The 18,173-nt window shown below is 68.5% G+C and carries 15 protein-coding genes; 5 read left to right on the plus strand and 10 right to left on the minus strand.

Going from position 1 to position 18,173, the window contains the following annotated elements:
• Nucleotides 1–6 precede the first annotated feature (6 nt).
• The gene (locus ROY82_10220) at nucleotides 7–777 is read right to left on the minus strand and encodes a M23 family metallopeptidase (protein ID MDT3682831.1); all 771 of its coding nucleotides are present in this window, start codon (nucleotides 775–777) and stop codon (nucleotides 7–9) included.
• An 84-nt stretch (nucleotides 778–861) separates the two neighbouring features.
• Nucleotides 862–1,902, minus strand: a complete 1,041-nt coding sequence (locus ROY82_10225; GenBank protein ID MDT3682832.1) for a hypothetical protein — start codon at nucleotides 1,900–1,902, stop codon at nucleotides 862–864.
• A 94-nt stretch (nucleotides 1,903–1,996) separates the two neighbouring features.
• On the opposite strand from ROY82_10225, the gene ROY82_10230 reads away from it, so the two are divergent.
• The 4 genes from ROY82_10230 to hemW all read left to right on the plus strand — a co-directional run bounded on the left by ROY82_10230 (nucleotide 1,997) and on the right by hemW (nucleotide 6,940).
• Nucleotides 1,997–3,175, plus strand: a complete 1,179-nt coding sequence (locus ROY82_10230; protein ID MDT3682833.1) for a sugar ABC transporter permease — start codon at nucleotides 1,997–1,999, stop codon at nucleotides 3,173–3,175.
• Nucleotides 3,168–4,103, plus strand: coding sequence for a carbohydrate ABC transporter permease (locus tag ROY82_10235; GenBank protein MDT3682834.1), 936 nt, complete (start codon nucleotides 3,168–3,170; stop codon nucleotides 4,101–4,103). Before ROY82_10230 ends, ROY82_10235 begins: the two co-directional genes overlap by 8 nt.
• A 157-nt stretch (nucleotides 4,104–4,260) precedes the next feature.
• Nucleotides 4,261–5,610 carry an extracellular solute-binding protein gene (locus ROY82_10240; protein MDT3682835.1) on the plus strand — a complete coding sequence of 450 codons (1,350 nt, stop codon included), beginning with the start codon at nucleotides 4,261–4,263 and terminating at the stop codon, nucleotides 5,608–5,610.
• Between the two features lie 199 nt (nucleotides 5,611–5,809).
• Nucleotides 5,810–6,940 carry a radical SAM family heme chaperone HemW gene (gene hemW / locus ROY82_10245; GenBank protein MDT3682836.1) on the plus strand — a complete coding sequence of 377 codons (1,131 nt, stop codon included), beginning with the start codon at nucleotides 5,810–5,812 and terminating at the stop codon, nucleotides 6,938–6,940.
• Between the two features lie 73 nt (nucleotides 6,941–7,013).
• Here hemW and ROY82_10250 read toward each other — a convergent pair whose 3' ends face one another.
• A complete protein-coding gene (locus tag ROY82_10250) occupies nucleotides 7,014–11,837 on the minus strand; it encodes an NAD-glutamate dehydrogenase (GenBank protein MDT3682837.1) in 4,824 nt (1,607 codons plus the stop codon).
• A 194-nt stretch (nucleotides 11,838–12,031) separates the two neighbouring features.
• Here ROY82_10250 and lspA point away from each other — a divergent pair, with 194 nt between their 5' ends.
• Nucleotides 12,032–12,616, plus strand: coding sequence for a signal peptidase II (gene lspA / locus ROY82_10255; protein MDT3682838.1), 585 nt, complete (start codon nucleotides 12,032–12,034; stop codon nucleotides 12,614–12,616).
• A gap of 55 nt (nucleotides 12,617–12,671) precedes the next feature.
• Here the strand turns inward: lspA and ROY82_10260 are convergent, their stop codons facing one another.
• The 7 genes from ROY82_10260 to rpmH form a co-directional block, all read right to left on the minus strand.
• Nucleotides 12,672–14,276, minus strand: coding sequence for an NAD-dependent epimerase/dehydratase family protein (locus tag ROY82_10260; GenBank protein MDT3682839.1), 1,605 nt, complete (start codon nucleotides 14,274–14,276; stop codon nucleotides 12,672–12,674).
• A 41-nt stretch (nucleotides 14,277–14,317) separates the two neighbouring features.
• Complete coding sequence (prmC, locus tag ROY82_10265; GenBank protein ID MDT3682840.1) at nucleotides 14,318–15,163, minus strand: peptide chain release factor N(5)-glutamine methyltransferase; 846 nt, start codon at nucleotides 15,161–15,163, stop codon at nucleotides 14,318–14,320.
• A gap of 14 nt (nucleotides 15,164–15,177) precedes the next feature.
• Nucleotides 15,178–15,768 carry a KH domain-containing protein gene (locus ROY82_10270; GenBank protein ID MDT3682841.1) on the minus strand — a complete coding sequence of 197 codons (591 nt, stop codon included), beginning with the start codon at nucleotides 15,766–15,768 and terminating at the stop codon, nucleotides 15,178–15,180.
• A gap of 10 nt (nucleotides 15,769–15,778) precedes the next feature.
• Complete coding sequence (locus ROY82_10275; GenBank protein ID MDT3682842.1) at nucleotides 15,779–17,254, minus strand: YidC/Oxa1 family membrane protein insertase; 1,476 nt, start codon at nucleotides 17,252–17,254, stop codon at nucleotides 15,779–15,781.
• Between the two features lie 71 nt (nucleotides 17,255–17,325).
• Nucleotides 17,326–17,616 carry a membrane protein insertion efficiency factor YidD gene (yidD, locus tag ROY82_10280; protein ID MDT3682843.1) on the minus strand — a complete coding sequence of 97 codons (291 nt, stop codon included), beginning with the start codon at nucleotides 17,614–17,616 and terminating at the stop codon, nucleotides 17,326–17,328.
• A gap of 41 nt (nucleotides 17,617–17,657) precedes the next feature.
• On the minus strand, nucleotides 17,658–18,023 hold the full coding sequence (rnpA, locus tag ROY82_10285) for a ribonuclease P protein component (protein MDT3682844.1): 366 nt from the start codon (nucleotides 18,021–18,023) through the stop codon (nucleotides 17,658–17,660).
• The gene (gene rpmH / locus ROY82_10290; GenBank protein MDT3682845.1) at nucleotides 18,020–18,163 is read right to left on the minus strand and encodes a 50S ribosomal protein L34; all 144 of its coding nucleotides are present in this window, start codon (nucleotides 18,161–18,163) and stop codon (nucleotides 18,020–18,022) included. The genes rnpA and rpmH overlap by 4 nt, the downstream gene beginning before the upstream one ends.
• Nucleotides 18,164–18,173 lie beyond the last annotated feature (10 nt).

Consider the following 18,173-nt stretch of genomic DNA (forward strand, 5'->3'; position numbering starts at 1 on the left):
CGCCCTTCATGGTCCCACGAACAACGATGCCGCCGCCATGCGAACCGCCTCAGGCTCCATGCCGGCGCCGAAGAAGGTGTCGCCGGTCGTCCAGACCTCGAAGCGAAGCCGCGCCTGGTCGGAGCGGCCCGCCACCGCGACGTCGGTGCCTGAGTTGCCGACGAAACCGATGACCTGCCCGCGGTAGACCATCGTGCCCGTGCGGATGCCGTCGCGTACGGCTGCCAGGTGACCATAGCGGAGAACGGTGCCACCTTCGAGGCGCAACCAGACCTGGCGCCCCCTGAGCCGGTCCAGTTGCTCGTCCGTGGCCCCCGAACGCGCGACGTCGGCCATCAGTACCTCCCAGGCCCGCGGGTCCATCTCGGTGTAGGCAACGTCGGCACGTACGATCTGACCGGCTTGCGAGGCCACCACGGGAGTGCCCATCACTATCGGTATCCCCGAATCGTCGCCGTAGAAATCGAACCCCTGGCTGACGCCCTGGCGATAAGGGCGCGCGGCGTTGGGCAGGTTGTCGTCCGACGCCGGGAGGCGCGCCCCCGGAACCGGGAACCAGAGGCCGACCGGCCCGTAGGCCGACTGGGCGTCACGGCCCGAGGTGGCCCCCGAGGCGGGCGTCACGCCACCACTACCGGCGGAGCCCTGCGACGCGCTCGTGGCGCCGTCCGCAGCGGTCTGGCGCGGCCCCGCACCGGCGGGGCGGCCGAGCAACACCACGGTGACGACCACCGAGTAAAGGAACAGGCCCACGAGGACGTACCAGCCTGGCTTCACGCCGGCAATCACGCTCCACGGGGACCCTCGGCTTCCGCCTCTCACCGGCCGAAGTCTAGCATGCCATCGTTACCGGCCAGGACGTCATTCCTGCGCTTTCGAGAGCAGCAGCACGAGGGGGTTGTGGCCGCCATGCGCCACCTGGAGTTCGCGCTCTATCCGCCACGCCGACTGGCCGCCCACCACGGCCCGCAGGAGCTTGATCTCGTGGCTCAACAGGCAGAAACGCGCGCCGGGCCGCGCCACGCTTGCGGCCGCCGTCAGGATCTGGGGGTACAGCCGGCGGTTCGCGGCGTGAGCGCCTACTGCGTCGCCCCAGGGCGCGTCGGCGGTGAGCGCGTCGAAGTAGTCACTGGTCGTGGCCCTCAAGCCCCTCATGAAGGCGGCATCGGTCACGTCGCCCAGCCGCCACTCGCACGCGGGTGCCCGCGCCGCGGCGGCGTTCGCCTCGGCGCACGCGACCGCTTCGGGGTCGACGTCGAAGCCCACCAGCCGCCTCGCGGGCGCCCGCAGGGCGCGTTCGATCAGCAGAGTCCCGGAGCCGGCCATCAGGTTGAGGTAGGCGTCATCGGCGCCGAGCCCCACCAGTTCGTTCATGGCCGCCGCCACGGCGGCGTTTAGCCCACCGGGGCGGTTGCACACGCGCCAGGCGCGCGTCGTGGCCGGCCTCGGGGTGAGCCTGACGAGCACTTCCCAACCGCCTTCAGGGTCGGGCCGGACCCGCACCAGGAGTTCACCGCCCTCCTGATCGTGCTCTAGCCCGGTGGCCTTGCAGAGTTCTCGGGCGAAGCGCGTGAAGGTGGGCGAGTCGGCGCCCGCCGCCGAGACCCGGAGGCCATCGAACCCGCCCCCCTCGAGCACGCCCTTCACCGCCGTGACGAGTTCGCGAAAGGCGGCGTCTCCGAGCAGGGCCTTGGGCCGCGGGACGTCGAAGGTGAGCGACAGGTACGTGGCCGAGATAGTGGCGGCCCGGGAGGCCCTGGCCAACGCCGCGCCGTCGGCGCCTGAAAGCCTGAACCCGCCGGGCACGAGCTGGAGCCCCCTCACGCCCAGCCGCTTGAGTTCGCCGCGCGTCACGGCCTCGACGCCGCCCGGCACCTCCAGGAAGTAGCGACGAGAGGCCACCCGCACATGCTAGCAGTGGCTCCGGGCTTCACCGTTGGCCCGGCAAGGCCGCGGCAAAGACCAGCCAGGCTAGAGGGTTCGCTATAGTTGGGTCGTGACAGTAGCCAAGGCTCCGGCGGACAGCCCACGGGGTCCAACGCGCCAGCAGCGTAGGAACTGGCTTACCGCCTACCTGTTCGTGCTGCCGGCCACACTGCTCATAGCGGTCTTCGGCCTCTTCCCGATCGGCTACTCCGTGTACATGAGCCTCTACACCTGGAGGGTGCGCAAGGGCGCCTTCATCGGCCTGCGCAACTACGAGTCCGTAATCGGCGACTGGTGGGGCGCGCTCGCGTTCTTCGGTGGCCTGGCCCTCATCCTCGTGGCGCACTGGCTTTGGACCGACGCCTTCAAGGGCGAGCGCGCCAGGGTCCCCGCCGCGCTGCGGGTCGTGGCCGCGCTGACGCTCCTGAGCGCCGGCGTCTCGATCGCGCTCGGCTGGGGCCTGATGGTGGACGCGGGCAACAAGGGCTACCTGAAGGGGCTCGTCAGGACCGTGTACTACGGCTTCGGCTCGGTGCCGGTCCAGATCGTGTTGGCGCTGGTGATCGCAACGCTCCTGTTCCAGAAGATCCGCGGACAGGAGTTCTTCCGCATGCTCTACTTCTTGCCGTACATAACTCCGGCCGTGGCCGGGGGAGCCATCTTCCGCAACCTCTTCAGCCCCCGCGAGGAGCGGTTGGCTAACGTGGTGCTCGGTTTTCTCGGCATCCCGCCGCAGCGGTGGCTGTTCGAGACGAAGCCCGTCACGCAGCTCCTCTTCGGTGGCCTGTTCCCCAACGCCAACTGGTCCGGCTTCTGGGCCGGCCCTTCGTTGGCGCTGGTGACCATCATCATCTACGGCATCTGGACCTTCACGGGTTACAACGCCGTCATCTTCCTGGCCGGCCTGGGTGGCATCTCGAAGGAGCTGTACGACGCCGCGGCCATCGATGGCGCCGGCCGCACCCAGCAGTTCCGCTTCATCACGGTGCCGCTCCTCGCGCCCGTCACCTTCTACCTGACGGTGCTCGGCTTCATCGGCACGTTCCAGGCGTTCACGCACATCTACGTCATGCGGGCGCCCGCCACGCGCGACGCGGTCGACACGGCCAGCATCGTGATCTTCGACACCTTCTACAAGCTGAACAACTTCAGCCTGGCGGCGGCGCAGTCCGTCATCCTGTTCGTGATCATCTTGTTCCTCACGCTCCTGCAGAGCCGCATGTTCGGGAGGAGGGCCCTAGGTGCCTGACGCTCCGACCCGTTCCCGGCGCACGAAGCCGCCCGTCGCCACCACCGAGGTCATAGGCGGCGTGGAGCGCGTGGTGCGCCCGCGCATGCGCGAGGCCTATCACTTCCAGCCCTCCCACCTCCCCGTCTACTTCCTGCTCCTCGTGGGGGCGATCGTCAGCGTCACGCCGTTCTTCTACATGGTCTCCACCTCGCTCATGACCCTGGGGGAGACGATCAACCGCGTCCTGCTGCCGGCCTCGCCGCAGTTCGTCAACTACGAGATCGCCTGGAACGAGTCGCACTTCGCGCTCTACTTCCGCAACAGCGTCATCATCACGGCCGTCGTCATCATCGGCGTGCTGTTCACGTGCACGCTGGCCGGCTACGCCTTCGCGCGCATCGAGTTCCCCGGCCGGGAGTTCCTCTTCAGCGTCCTGCTCGCCACCTTGATGATCCCCGGCACCGTGACGTTCATCCCGAACCTCCTGCTCATCCGCGGCCAGATCATCCCCTGGGGCTCCTGGATGAACAGCCTGCCGGCCCTGACGGTGCCCTTCATGGCCACGGCCTTCATAATCTTCCTTCTCAGGCAGTTCTTCGTCGGCATCCCCGGCGAGCTCTTCGACGCCGCCCGCATCGACGGCGCGGGGCACCTGCGCTTCCTCACCGCGGTCGTCATCCCCATGTCGAGGCCGGTCATGATGACGGCCACGCTGCTCACGTTCGTCACCAGCTGGAACGAGTTCCTCTGGCCACTGCTCGTGACCACCACCCCCAAGTGGCGCCCCCTCGGGGTGGGCCTTTACACCTTCATCTCGGAGGCGGGCCCCGAGACGCAGTTGCTGATGGCCGGGACGGTCATCACTGTCATTCCGGTGCTCGTGGTGTACTTCTTCACTCAGAAGCAGTTCACCGAGGGCATCGCCACCTCGGGGCTCAAGGGTTGAGCGTGCTGGAGTTCATGCCCTTCTCTCTAGGCGTCAGCGGGCGCGAGGCGCCCGTTCGTGCCGTGGCGGCCGCCGGCCACCACGTGAACCATCGTCCACCGCGTTCGTCTCGGGCGGCGCGGAGCCACCAAGGAAGATCGCTGAAAGGAGCGAGAAGATGAAGAGAAGCGTTACGACCCTTGGGGTGGTGCTGGCTCTGTTGCTGGCCGCCCCGGCCTTCGCGCAAGACTGGGAGAACGTCGACCCAAGCGGCCAGACGGTGACGTTCTGGCACCAGCACACGCGCGACCGTGAGACGGCGCTGGAGAAGATCGTCCAGGAGTTCAACGACACCAACGAGTGGGGCATCACCGTCGACGCCGAGTACCAGGGCGGTTACAACGACATCTACAAGAAGATGGTCTCGCTCCTGGGCACCGCCGACACGCCCAACCTCGTCGTGGCCTACCAGAACCAGGCGGCCACCTACGAGCTGGTCGACGGCCTGGTAGACATGAGCCCGCTGGTCAACTCGCCTAAGTGGGGCATATCGCCCGAGGATCAGGCCGACTTCTTCCCCGGCTTCTGGAACTCCGACATCTTCCCGACCTTCGACAACAAGCGACTCGGCCTCGCGCCCAACCGTTCGATGGAGATGATGTACTACAACGCCGACTGGCTCAAGGAACTGAAGGCCGCAGGCAAGATCGACTTCGACGGCCCCCCGGTCACGCCGGAACAGTTCACCGCCGCGGCCTGCGCCGCCTCTAACACGCCGTTCTCCGGCGCCACGGCGTCGGGCTCGCCCATCGGCTACGAGATGTCGGCCGACGCCAGCCGCTTCGCCTCGTTCACCTTCGCCCACGGCGGCAACGTGTACGACTCGACGACCAACCGCTACACCCTCGACTCTCCGGCTGCCATGGACGCCATGAACTGGCTCCAGGACATGTTCACCAAGGGCTGCGCCCAGTTGCAGACCGAGGCCTACGGCGATCAGACCGACTTCGGTAACGGCCGCCTGCTCTTCGCCGTCTCCTCGAGCTCCGGCCTGCCGTTCTACCGCGACGCCGTCGACGCCGCCGCCGCCTTCGACTGGAGCGTCGCCGCCATCCCGCACACCACGCCCGAGCCCGTCATGAACATCTACGGCGCGAGCGTCAGCATGCCCGCCGGCCACAGCCCCGAGCAGACCCTTGCCGCCTGGCTGTTCCTCAAGTACTACACGGGCACCAAGGCCCAGACCGAGTGGGCCATCGCCAGCGAGTACTTCCCGGTACGCAAGAGCGTGGCGGAAGGCCTCGCCGACTTCTTCGACGCGCACCCGGCTTACAAGACCGCGTTCGACCTCCTCCCCTACGGCATCTCCGAGCCGAACGTGCCGGGCTACGACCCCGTGCGCGACAACATCGCCTCCGAGATGGTCGCGATCGCCGACGGCGAGGACGTGGCGGAGACGCTACACGCCCTCAACCAACAGGCCAACCTCATCCTCGACGACCAGCTGTCGCAGCTGCCGTCGAACTGAGCAGAGCCATCGCTTCGCGCGGGCGGCGCCGAGGTGCGCCGCCCGCGCCTTTGTGGTCCGGCCCGGCGCCGCCGGTGCACCTCGAGCGGGCAGCGGAAGCGGCACCCGTGGCCGGGGCCACCGACCCTCGTCCCGAAGATGGCCGACGACTCCCCTTCGAGCTACCCGTGGCCGGTGGGCAGTGACGTAGCCTAGCCGGGTGACCGTCTCCGCGCTCTACTTGCACGTGCCGTTCTGCCCGAGCATCTGCCCGTACTGCGACTTCCACAAGATGCTCAGGAACGAGTCGCTGGTGGCGCGCTACCTGGACCGCCTAGGGGGCGAGGCCGCCGAACTCTCGGCGCGCTTTCCCGGGCCGCTCGAGACCCTGTACCTGGGGGGCGGCACCCCCTCGCACCTGACGGACGACGAGCTTGGGCAGGTGTTCACCGCCTTGCGCTCCGGCTGGGGTAGAGCCGCGGGGAGCGACGAGACCACTCTCGAGGCCGACCCCCTAACGTTCGACGAGGCCCGCCTCGACCGCTTCCACGGCCTCGGCGTCACGCGCCTTTCGATAGGCCTCCAATCGACCGACGACGCCACGCTGCGCTTCCTGGGCCGGGTTCACGACGGCGAGGAGGGGCGGAGGGCGGTGAGCCAGGCCCTGCAAGCGGGGTTCCGCGTGAACGTCGACGTGATCATGGCCGTACCCGGGCAGGACCTGGGCGCCGACCTGCGGCGCGTCATGGATTTAGGCGCCCGGCACGTGAGCGTCTACAGCCTGACCATCGAGCCGAACACGCCTTTCGCCCGCCGCGGCGTGACGGTGGACCCCGAGGCCGACGCCGACGCGTTCGAGTTGGCCGGCAGCGTGCTGGCGGAGTACGGGCTGGAGCGCTACGAGGTGAGCAACTTCGCGGTGCCCGGCGAGGAGTCGCGGCACAACCTCGGCTACTGGCGCGGGCGCTACTACCTCGGGCTCGGCCCTTCCGCCTCGGCGTACCTGCCCGGCGGCGCGTTCGGCGTGCGGACCAAGAACCCGCCCATCAAGACCTGGCTGCTGGGGGCACGCCCGGAGCTGGACACGCTCGGGCCCGACGACTACCTGCTCGAGCGCTTGATGACGGGCCTGCGCACGCGGGAGGGCCTCCCCCTGCTCGAGTTGGAGGACCGCCTGGGAGCGCGCCTCGAAGCGGTGGCGCCCGCCTGGTGGCGCGACGTGACGCGGCACGGACTCCTGAGGGTCGCCGAGGGGCGGCTGCGCGCCACGCCCACCGGTCTGGAACGCCTCGACGCCCTGCTGCGCGCTTTCGTGCGTGACAGGGCGTCACTCGATGCGTTGACCGGCTGAGGGGGACCGGCGTCGATCGACGCCCCTCACCCCGTCTGCCGGCCGAGCGGGAACGGCGTCGATCAGGCGTCGATCAGGCGCCCCTCGCCGCCCCGTGGGCCGTGGTGCGCGCCTGCTCCAGAATGCGCACGAGCACCGAACCCGAGGCGAGGTCGAGCGCGCCCGGGTCTTGTAGTTGGCCGAGTGCCAGGTCGTAGCGCTTGAAGCTCCCGGCGCTCTTGAGGAACTCCTCCAGCGCCTCGGCTATGCCCTCGCCCTCGTCGGGCGCCGAGGCCAGGTAGGTGGCGGTCAGGCCACGCTGCACGGAGCGGAGGTCCATCACCAGTCCCACGAGCGCCACCTGCTCCCACTCACCGGAGCTCGGCAGCGATTCGATGACGTCACGCAGCCAACCCAGCTGGAGGCGTTCGCCCACGTAGTAGAAGCGTTCCGCGGCGTGGGCCAGGGGCACGCCCGCCTGCCTGGCCACGTCGACTATGCCGACGCTGTCGGGCAGGTAGGCGAAGCTCGTGATCATCACGGCGTCGTCGCGCTCGAAGCCCTGCTCGGTGAGGTCGGCGGCGGCGGCCTCGAAGCGCACGCGCTCGTGCGCCGGCAGGTACTTCTCCAGCGAATCACGCAGCTCCTGGAGTGGGCCGCGGTACGCGCTCACCACCGCCTCGAAGTCGCCATGGCCGACGTCGTTGAAGAGCATCCACGCAACCACGCCCTCGACGGCGCCCACCAGCTCCTCGAGCGCCCCGTAGTAGGCCTCGGCTGGAACGTGGTCCGCGCGTAGGTCCAGATGGTCACGAACGCGCTTGGCATCGAGCAGCTCGAGCGCGATCAGGGTCGCGCGCACGACCTCGATGGGCGTGGCGCCGTTCTGGCGCATGGCCTTGTGGACGAAGGCGACGCCGAGCTGGTCGACGAGGGTGTTGGTGACCACGGTCGCCACGATCTCGCGGTGCAGCCGGTGGTTGGCTATGGCCTCGGGGAAGCGTTCCCGAAGCGCCATCGGGAAGTACTCGTGCAGGTAGTGCTGCAAGTGCGGCTCGGCCGGCAGGTCAGTCTCGAGAAGGCGCCTGTAGAGGCCCATCTTCACGTAGGCGAGCATGATGGCGAGCTCGGGGCGCGTGAGCCCGAGGCCGGCGCGGCGCCGTTCGTCGATCTGCCGCGAGGTCGGTAGGTTCTCCACGCGAGGGTTGAGGCCGGCGGCGTCGACCAGGTACTCGAGCAACGACGCGTACAGGTCGAGGTCGTCGCGGCTGGCGCGCTGCGCCACGCTCAACGCCAGGGCCTGGGCGTGGTTGTGGCGCAACACGAGGTCGGCGACCTCGGAGGTCATCTCCTTGAGGAGGTCATCCCGCTCCGGGAGCGAGACGGCGTCGCTCGCCACCAACGGCTGGAACAGGATCTTGATGTTGACTTCGTGGTCGGACGTGTCGACGCCCGCGCTGTTGTCGATGGCGTCGGTGTCGATCCTCCCGCCCGCCAGGGCGTACTCGATCCGGCCCAGCTGCGTGAAGCCGAGGTTGCCGCCCTCTCCGACGACGGTGGCCTGCAGTTCGGAGCCGTCGACACGCACGCCGTTGTTGGCGGAGTCGCCGACCTCGGCGTTGCGCTCGGTGGAGGCCTTGACGTAGGTGCCGATGCCGCCGTTCCACAAGAGGTCGACCTGCATGCGCAGCACCGCCCTTATGAGGGCCTGGCCGCTCAAGGCGTCGTCCTCGACCCCGAGCATGGCCTTCACCTCGGGCGAGAGCGGGATGGACTTGGCCGACCGTTCGAAGACGCCGCCCCCGCGGCTGATCTTCGAGGTGTCGTAATCGGCCCAGCTGGAACGCGGGAGGTCGAACAGCCGCCGGCGTTCGGCGAAGCTGGAGACGGGGTCCGGGTCGGGGTCCAGGAAGACGTGCATGTGGTTGAACGCCGCCTGCAACCGGATGCGGTCGGTGTAGATCATGCCGTTACCGAACACGTCGCCAGACATGTCGCCGATTCCCGCAACCGTGAAGGTATCGCGGAACACGTCCACGCCGAGCTCGGTGAAGTGCCGCTTGACGGCCTCCCAGGCACCGCGGGCGGTGATGCCCATGCCCTTGTGGTCGTAGCCGGCACTACCGCCCGACGCGAACGCGTCGCCCAGCCAGTAGCCGTACTCGGCCGCGGTCGCGTTGGCAAGGTCCGAGAAGGTAGCCGTTCCCTTGTCGGCGGCCACCACCAGGTAGGTGTCGGCATCGTCGTAGATGACCATGCCGGCCGGTGACACCACGTGCCCGTCGACGAGGTTGTCGGTCAGGTCGAGCAGGCCGCGGATGTAGGTCTGGTACTGCTCGCGCACGTGACCGCGCAGCGCCTCACGGTCGGCCGGCGCGTCCTCGAGAACGAAGCCGCCCTTCGAGCCCACGGGCACTATCACGGCGTTCTTGGTGGTCTGCGTCTTGAGGAGACCCAGCACCTCGGTGCGGAAGTCGTCGGGCCGGTCGGACCAGCGGATGCCGCCACGCGCCACCTTGCCGCCGCGGAGGTGGGTTCCCTCGACGCCGGGGGCCGACACGGCGATCTCGAACAGCGGCCTGGGCTCCGGCATGCTCGCCACCTTGGCCGAGTCGAGCTTGAAGCTGATGCGCCCCAGATCGAGGAAGTAGTTCGTGCGAACGGAGGCCGCCATGAGGTCGAGGAGCCCGCGCAGCACGCCGTCCTCCGCCAACGACGAGACCTCGGCCAGCGAGTCGATGACCTGCTGATGCGCCGCGCTCACGGCCCCGGTACGCTCCGCCGCGTGCGGGTCCAGGCCACCGGCGGGGTCGAAACGCGCCTCGAAGAAGCGCAAGAGCAGCGCGGCCACGCGCGGATGAGCCAGCAGCGCGTCGACGATGTAGGAACGGCTGGTCGTCGGGTTCACTTGCGCGTAGTACATCTGGTACGCGCGCAGGAGCGCCACCTGCCGGATCGTCAGGCCGGCGTGCAACACGAGGCGGTTGAGGCGGTCGTTGGCGACCTCGTTGCCGAAGAGCTGCTCGAGCGCCTCCACCATGCGGCCCTTGTCGGCCCCCACGTCGAGGCCGCCGCCAGTGGCGTTCCGCACGGTGTACACGTCCACCCCGCGCTGCTCGCCCTCGATGACCAGGGAGTAGGGGTTCTGTTCGATGACGTGCAGGCCCACGTTCTCGAGCACAGGGAGCACGTCCGACAGGGCCAGGTCGGTGCCTCGGTAGTAAACGCGTAGCAGCGCCTGCGGGCCGCCCTCGGTTGCCGCCCGCGCGGGGCTCATGTCGACCAGGAGCGGGCGCTCGGTGAGCAACTCGAGGTGCCCGATGTCGCTCCCCGCTTGCTCGGGCGACACGTTGGCGCGGAAGCGTTCGTCGAAGACCGGCAGGTAACGGCCGGCCAGCCTCGCACCGGCTTGCTCCCCCCACTCCTCCACCAGCCGCTCGCGCAGCGCGTCCTGCCACGAGCGCGACAGCAGCCTCACCTGGCGCTCGAGGGCGGGAACGTCGATGTCGGCCAGCCGCTTCTCCGTCGAGAAGAAGAAGTGGAAGCGGGCGTCTGCCTCATCCTCGCCGAACACCAGGCGCGAGTCCACATGCTTGGCTTCCAGCGCCGCCATCAGGTAGGCCTGCACGCTGCGGCGCACGTCGTCGGAGAAGCTTGCCTGGGGCAGGACGACCATGACGGCCACGCCGCGCCTGAGAGGGTCCTCGTGGACCGTGAGGCGGGCTACGGGGTCGGGTCCCGGACGCAGAAGCGTGCGCAGGTCCGTAGCGATCTGATCGACGTCCATCCAGAACAGCTCTTCCCGGGGCATGCGGTTGAAAGAAGCCACGATGGCCTTGTAGTCGTGGGAGCCGGGAATCGCCTGTTCGCGCTCCAAGACCTGCCTCAGTTTGCTGCGCAAGATGGGAACGTCTTCCACCGGTGTGTTGAGGCCCTTCGTCGTGAACAGGCCCACGAACCGCCGCTCACCCACCGTACTACCCTGTGCGTCTATCTTCTTAACGCCCACGTAATCCATGCGCCGCGCGCGGTGAACGGTGGCCTCGGCGTTGGCCTTCGTGACGAGGAAGAAGCGCCCGCCCGTGACGCGCTCCCTGAGCTCGGTGGGCAGCTCGTCCAATGCCACCGGCTCGCGGTAACCGCTGTCCGACACCTTGCGCAGCACGCCCAGGCCGCTTCCCGCCGACAGCACCAGCGCCGGCTTGCCCGTGGCCTCGGTCACGATGTCGTACTCCCGGTAACCGAGGAACACGAAGTTGTCGTCCTCCAGCCACAGCATGAAGTCGGCGTACTCCGTCAAGTCCGTTCCGCCGAGCGCCCGCGCCGCCGCCAGTCTGGGCCCTTCCAGGCCGCCTAAGTAATCGACCACGTCGCGGCTCTGCGCCAGCATGGCCCCGTAGTCGTCCGTCGCGAGGATGACGTCGCCCAACACGCGCCTGACGCCCTCGGCGGCCGCGGCCAACGAGGCCTCTTCACCGGCGCGGCTCAGGAAGACGACCTCGAACGCCTCCCTGGCCGACCCCGCCGCGCCCAACGCTTCGATGTTGCCGGCAAGGTCGCGCGTAACCAGCAGGGTGGGGTGGAGGTGTTCGACCACGGCGAAGCCCTGGCGGCGCAGCTCAGCCTCGACCGAATCGACGATGAAGGGCCGATCCTTGAGCGCCAACATGAGCACCCCGTAGGGCGAGTCCCAACCGTTGACGGCCTCGGTGGGTTCGAACGCCGCCACCTTGAGTTCGTCGTTGCCAAGCTCCTCGAGGAAGCGCAGGCCGCTGCCGGCCATGGCGGTCAACCACTCGGGCGAGCGCGCCGCCAGCAGCGCCTCGCCGGCCTTCTCGAAGAGCACCTCCGCGAAGCGCGCCAGCCTGGGGTCCTCGGCGCTCAGCGTCTCGAGGTATGCGTTCAGTGTCTGAGACATGCTTACTCTGCCTTCCGCGGGCGTCGCGGCCTGGCCGCGCCCGATGTCGTCACCTATCTCGGCCCAAGATACCGCTCACCAGCGCGCGGTTCCCGCCGCGTGCGCGCCTCGGGTGAACAACCCACAGGGCGCTCGCTATCGCGCCGCGTGCGCGACGGGGCGCCTTTCCGAACCAGGCTTATACTGCGCCAGTGATGCTCTTCCTGGCCGCCGCGCTCGTGGCGCTCGATCAACTGACCAAGGCTTGGGTGGTCGCCAACCTGCCACGTGACGGCACGGAGATAGCCCTCGCTCTAGGCTTCGGGATCACCCATACCCGAAACGGCGGCGCGGCGTTCGGCATCCTGCGCGACCTCGAGTTGAGGATCGCCGGCCTGACCATCGACGGCACCGTGCTGCTGGGCCTACTGTCGGCCGCCGTGTCGCTCGGCCTCATCGTCTACCTGTTGCGCAACGCCAGGCGCCTGTCCGCCATCCAGGCGACCGCCGCGGCGCTGGTGCTGGCCGGGGCGGCCGGCAACATGATCGACCGTCTACGGTTGGGTTACGTGGTCGACCTGATCCACTTCAAGGTAGGGAGCTTCGACTTCCCGGTCTTCAACGTCGCCGACGCCTGCGTCGTGATAGGCGCCGGCCTGCTCATCCTCGGCAGCCTGATGGGCAGCGACCACGCGGAGGGGGCACCCGTGAAGCGCTCACCGCTACCCCGCAATCACGTGCTGGACGATGTGCCTGACCTGCCACCGCTAGGCGGCAGGCCCCCTTCCGACGGCGCCTAGGCCGCCGCAGGTACCGGAAGGACCGGGCTAGCTCGGGCGTTCCTTCCGGCGGCCCCTACGCCGCCGGCTTCGGGCGGCCGCGCCGCTTCCAGACCTCGTCCGCGTTCGCCACGTCCTCGACCCCCGCGGCCGGGTACGGCTCCAGCTCGTCCGGATCGTGATCGGCGTGCCACGCCTGTGCGAAGAACGGCTCGAGCAGCGCCCGCCGGCCACCGTCCCACTCCCCCAGGCAGCGGTCGCACCAGTGCCCGCCACGCAAGACCGTGTCCACCCGCGCCTCGAACTCGTGGCCCGCGGCGCACCGCCACGGCAGGCGAGCGCGCCTGTCGCCGTCCCAGTCGGCGGCCCGGCACTCGCCACCGCGGAACTCGGCGGCTCCTTGCAGGTCTGCCAGGCTAAGCGCCGAAGCCTGCTCGTCGTAACCGTGCTCCAACCGGCTCCACGGCCCGTCCGGTAGGCCCTCCTCCTCGACCCCGCCGGCGGCGATGGCCTCGTACTCCTCGTAGCCGCCGAAGAAAGCCCTCACGCGGGCGTCGTTGCGGTGGAGGTACCAGTAGCGGGGGCTGTTGGGGTGGCGTTGCGCCAGGCGCTTGAAGCTCGCGTGCACGCCCCACTCGACCACACGCCGGAAGGGGGGCACCCGAAGCGCCAACCACCTGACGCCCTTGAGTAACGGCGACATGCTGGTTTCGAGCGCCGCGTCGTGGGCCGCGCCATCGTCGAGTTGGTAGTGGAGGTACGAGTCGGTCAGGTCCGAATCTTCGAAGTACTGCAGGTGGAAGTTGCGCAGCGCGAACCAGTTGGACTCCATGCAGCGCGTGAGGTCGAGGCCGAGCAGGCCGTACGCCGCCCGCAGGTAGGCGCGGGCCGTCGTCCTCATGCCCTGGCCGCCGCCTACGTTGTAGGCGCGCCGCCAGAAGCCGCCATCGTCGGCGACGTCCAGACAGTTGACCATCGCCAGCCCCGCGTTGCGGTCGGTGATGTTCTCCATGCGCGTGTCCAGGGGCATGTGAAAGGCGATCGGGTCGAACAGGTTCATGAGGTCGGCATGGTCGGTGGGCATGATGAACGTCATGCGCAAGGAGACCCAGTGTTCGAGGGCCGACTCCATCACGCGCCGCTCCCCGGCGATCTTGGAGAGCGCGTACGCGTCGTAGACGGACGGGTTCATGGGGTCGCCGACGCGGCCGACGTAGTTTCCCGGCGAGCCCCCGCGGCCAAAGGCGGGGCGATTGCCGGTCTGGGCCACCGTCCCCGTATGCACGTAGCGGATGCGCTCCGCGCCGCCCGGCTCGGCGAGGATCGCGTCCAATACGTTACCGACGGCGCCATCGTTGACGGCCCACGCTAGCGCAGGGCGGTAGTCGGCCTGCGGCGAGATGTAGGCCATGGCGTTCAGCACCCAGTCGGCGCCCTGGACGGCCCGCGCGGCGTCCTCCGGCCGGGTGGCGTCGCCCCAGACCACGCGGACGCCCTCACCCTCGCGGACTCCCTCGTTACTGTCCAGGGGCACGCCGGCCGCCTTCAGGTGCGCCATCAGCTTCTTGGCCCGGCGGTCTCCGGGCAGTAGCAGCAACGTGACGTCGTAGCGATCTGAGCGCTTCCTCAGCTCCTGGAACGCCTGGAACCCCATGGTGCCGCTGCCTCCCAGCAACGTCACGCGTTGTTTCCGCCGGCCCTCGGGGGGCCCCGCAACGCCGCTCACCTGCGCGCCACTACGAAGCGCTCGCGGCCGACGAGGTCGCGCTCTACTTCGACGTCTTGCCACGCCCCTAAGCGCGCCCGTAGCCGCTGGACGTTCCGCGGGTCCAGTTCAAGGGCCAACGACGAGCCGGCCGGCATGAGGTGCCATGCCTCCTCCACCAGCCGCTCCACCGTCTCCAGGCCGCTGGGACCCCCGAAGAGCGCCAGCGGCGGGTCAGCCATCACCTCGGGCCCTATCCAGCCGGCGTCCGCTGCCGGAAGGTATGGCGGGTTCGCCACGAGCACGGCGCAGGCCCTCGCGGCCGCCTTGGCCTCGGCCGCCCCCAGCAGGTCGGACCTCGCGAAGGTGACCGCCAGATCCAGCCGCGCGGCGTTCGCCGCCGCCACGTCGAGGGCGTCTTGCGAGACGTCGGTCCCAATCACCGTGGCGCCCGGAAACTCGTTCTTGATCGCCAGTGCCACGGCCCCGCTGCCCGTGCCCACGTCCAGCACCAGCGGGTCGGGCACGGCATCGGCACGCAGCCGCTCGAGGACGAGTTCCACCAGGCGCTCCGTCTCGGGCCGCGGTACCAGCACGCGTGAATCTACCGCCAGCTCGAGCCCGTAGAAGGGCGCGCGGCCGAGGACGTGTTGGAGGGGTTCCCGCGCTTCACGCCGTGCCACCAACGCCTCCAGCCGTCGGCGCTCGGCCGCGGTCAGTTCCCTGTCGCCGCTCAATAGCAGTTCGGTGCGTTCGAGGCTCACGGCCTCCTCCAGAAGCAGCAACGTCTCTGCCGCAGGGCTCGCGGTGCCGGCCGCCGCCAGCCGCTGGTGGGTGGCGACACGTGCCTCTTGGACGGTCACATCGACGCCGCCCTTCAGTCGGGCTTCACCACCACGCGCCTGTCGCTGCCCTCGCCGCTGGACTCGGTATGGACGCCGACCTCGTCGGCCAGGCTCATGTGCACCACCCGCCGCTCCGCCGCCGACATGGGCTCGAGCTCGACCGGCAGGCCGCTCTTGCGCACCCGCGCGGCCGCCTGGAGGGCCTCCTTGCGCAGCCGCTCGTCGCGGCGGCGCTTGTAGCCGCCCACGTCGACGTTGACCCGCACCCGACCGCTCTCGTCGCGGTTCACGACGGCGTTCGTCAGGTACTCGAGCGCGGCCAGGGTCCGGCCGTTCCGGCCGATGACCTTGCCGGGGTCGCCCCCGTAAACTTCCGCTCGGATCTCGTCTTCCGCCACCTGTTCGACTTCCACCGCGTAGCCGGGGTCGATGTTGAGCAGCAGGTTCACGAGGAACGATTCGGCGCGCTCGAGCGGGTCGCCCTGGACGATGGGCCCGACCTCGACCTGCTGCACGTACTCTTCCTCTTCCGTCAGCCTGACGACCTGGCTCTCGCCCTGGTCCTCGTCGCCAACGTCGATGCCTATGCCCTCTAGGTACTTGTCGAGATCCGAGTCACTCATCTTGAAGCCCTCACTTGGAGCGCTTGGCCGCCACCGCCACTGGGGGCCTCGGTGGCTGGCCACGGCTCAGCAACCAGTACTGGATGACCTGCACCAACATGGATACCACATAGTAGACGAGCACCCCGGCCGGGAAGCCGATGATGATGAACACGAAGACGACGTTGATGATGAGCGACTGGCGCAGCATCTGAGGGTTCCCGCGCGCCGAGAAGTACGAGGTTGCCACCATGACGCCCACGTACAGGATGGGGAGGATGTAATACGGGTCCGCCTGGCCGAGGTCGGGCAGCCACAAGAAGCCCTCGTTGAACTCGAAGTTGACGAACACGCGCCAGAGGATGATGAACAGCGGCATCTGCACGAGTATCGGCAGGCAGCCGCCCGCGGGGTTCACGCCGGCCTCGCGGTAGAGCCCCATGGTCTCTTGCGTGAGCTTCTCCCGGTCGTCCTTGTACTTGCGCTGCAGCTCCTGGAGCTTGGGCTGCAGGCGCTGCATGCCGAACATGGACTTCGTTTGCGTGCTGATCAGTGGCCAGATGAGGGCCCGGAAGAGGAGCGTGAGCACGATGATCGAGAGTCCCCAGCTGGGGACGTAGGAGTGCACGAACACGAGGATGTTGACGACGATCAGCGACAGGCGCCCGAGGATGTTCGGGTTGAAGAGCCCCGGCAGCTCCAGGTAATGCTCCTGGACGTAGCGCACCAGTTCGTTGTGCCCGGGGTAGAGGCCGGTATCGAAGGTGACGCTGGAGTTAGCAGCCGCACCCAGCTCCGCCTGCAGGGCAATGCGGTTGGGCCGCAAGAAGGTGCCCGAGATGCCCTGGCTTCCCACCGCGGGCCGCATGACGATGGCGAAGTCGCGGTTGTTGTTGTTCATCTGCAGCGACAGGTACGTTGGGTTCGGGAAGAGCTGTTCGCCAGGGTTGAGGGTGAACGAGTCCCCATGGCCGATCTTCACGACGGGCGACTCGGTGCGGCCGATGCCCGGCGCCGCCAGCTGCACCGTGCTGGCCTCGTCGGCCTCCTCGGCGCGGGTGACGGTGACCTCCACCCCGATGGTGTCGACGCCGCTCTTCAGCGTGAGGCGGCGCGAGACCTGCATGCCGCCGACTTCGGCCTCGAAGGTCCCGACGAGTTCGCCGTCCTCGCCGGGTTGCCAGTCCGACGAGATGACCTTCGGCGCTTCGTAGTTGCCGTCGACGAGCAGCGCTAGCCCGGGGATGACGGCGTCGAAGGGGATGAGGTTGGTCCGGCCGTCCACCGAGTAGTCGCCCAGCTTCTGGCCGCGCTGCTGTTTCCCGAAAGCCGCGACGAGCTGGCCCGCCTCGTCGAAGAAGTAGTCGACGCCCTTGCTCTTGATGAGGGTGAGGTTCTGCTCGCTCGGGTCGCAGAAGAACGACGGCGTGGCGCCGGCGCAGGTGGCATCTATCTTCTCGGAGGCCTTGAAGTCGGAGACCTGGAATGGGACTGGGTTGAATTCCACGCGCGCCTGCCCGAAAGCACTGAGGGCAAGCACCGCCAGAACTGCCATGGTTGGTCGCAGGCGGTTGCGTTTCAAGGGGCCTCCGTGTGAACGTCTTGCTGCTCCAGCGCCTTGCGGTCCGCCGCGCGGCGCGACTCGCCGCGCCGGCTGGGCGGAACGGGATCGTAGCCGCCCGGGTGGAACGGGTGACACCTGAGCACGCGCAGGAAGCCCATCCAAGTGCCACGCAGGACGCCGTGCACCTCGATCGCCTCGATGGCGTAGGAGCTGCAGGTGGGGTGGAAGCGGCACGAAGGGGCACCCTTGAGGGGTGAGAGGTAGCGCTGATAGGCCTTGAGCGGCCAGATGGCCGCGTCTTTCAGCGTCCGCCGAAACCCGCCACCATGCTTCGAAGGACTGCTTGTCACAGTAGTTTCGCGCGCTCGAAGGCGGTAGAAAGGGAACGCTTGAGCTCGGCGTAGGTGGCGCTGGCCGCTGATGGCCTGGCTATCACCAGGAGGTCGAAGGAGGGGAGCGACGACTCGTACACGGCGTCTCGCAACGGCTGCCGCGTGAGCTCGCGGACCGCCTCGCGCAGTCGCCTTCTGACGCGGTTACGCACCACAGCCTTGCCGACCTTCCGGCTAACCACGATGCCCACTCTGACCTCCCCTTGCCTTGTCGGACGCCACCGGACGGTGACGTGCTTGCCGTTTCCGGTGTTGCCCTTGCGCAGCCGCTGGAACGCACGGTCTCCGCTCAGGGAGCGTACTACGGCCGCCGAGTTCAGCGATCCGCTACCGACAGGCGCTTACGTCCCTTGGCGCGGCGGCGCTTGATGACGTTGCGCCCTCCGGGCGTAGCCATGCGCACGCGAAAGCCGTGCGTCTTGGCACGCTTGCGGCGGTTCGGCTGATACGTCCGCTTCATGATGACTCCT

This window comes from Truepera sp. (genome assembly GCA_032027045.1).
In the GTDB taxonomy this organism is placed as follows: Bacteria; Deinococcota; Deinococci; order Deinococcales; family Trueperaceae; genus JAAYYF01.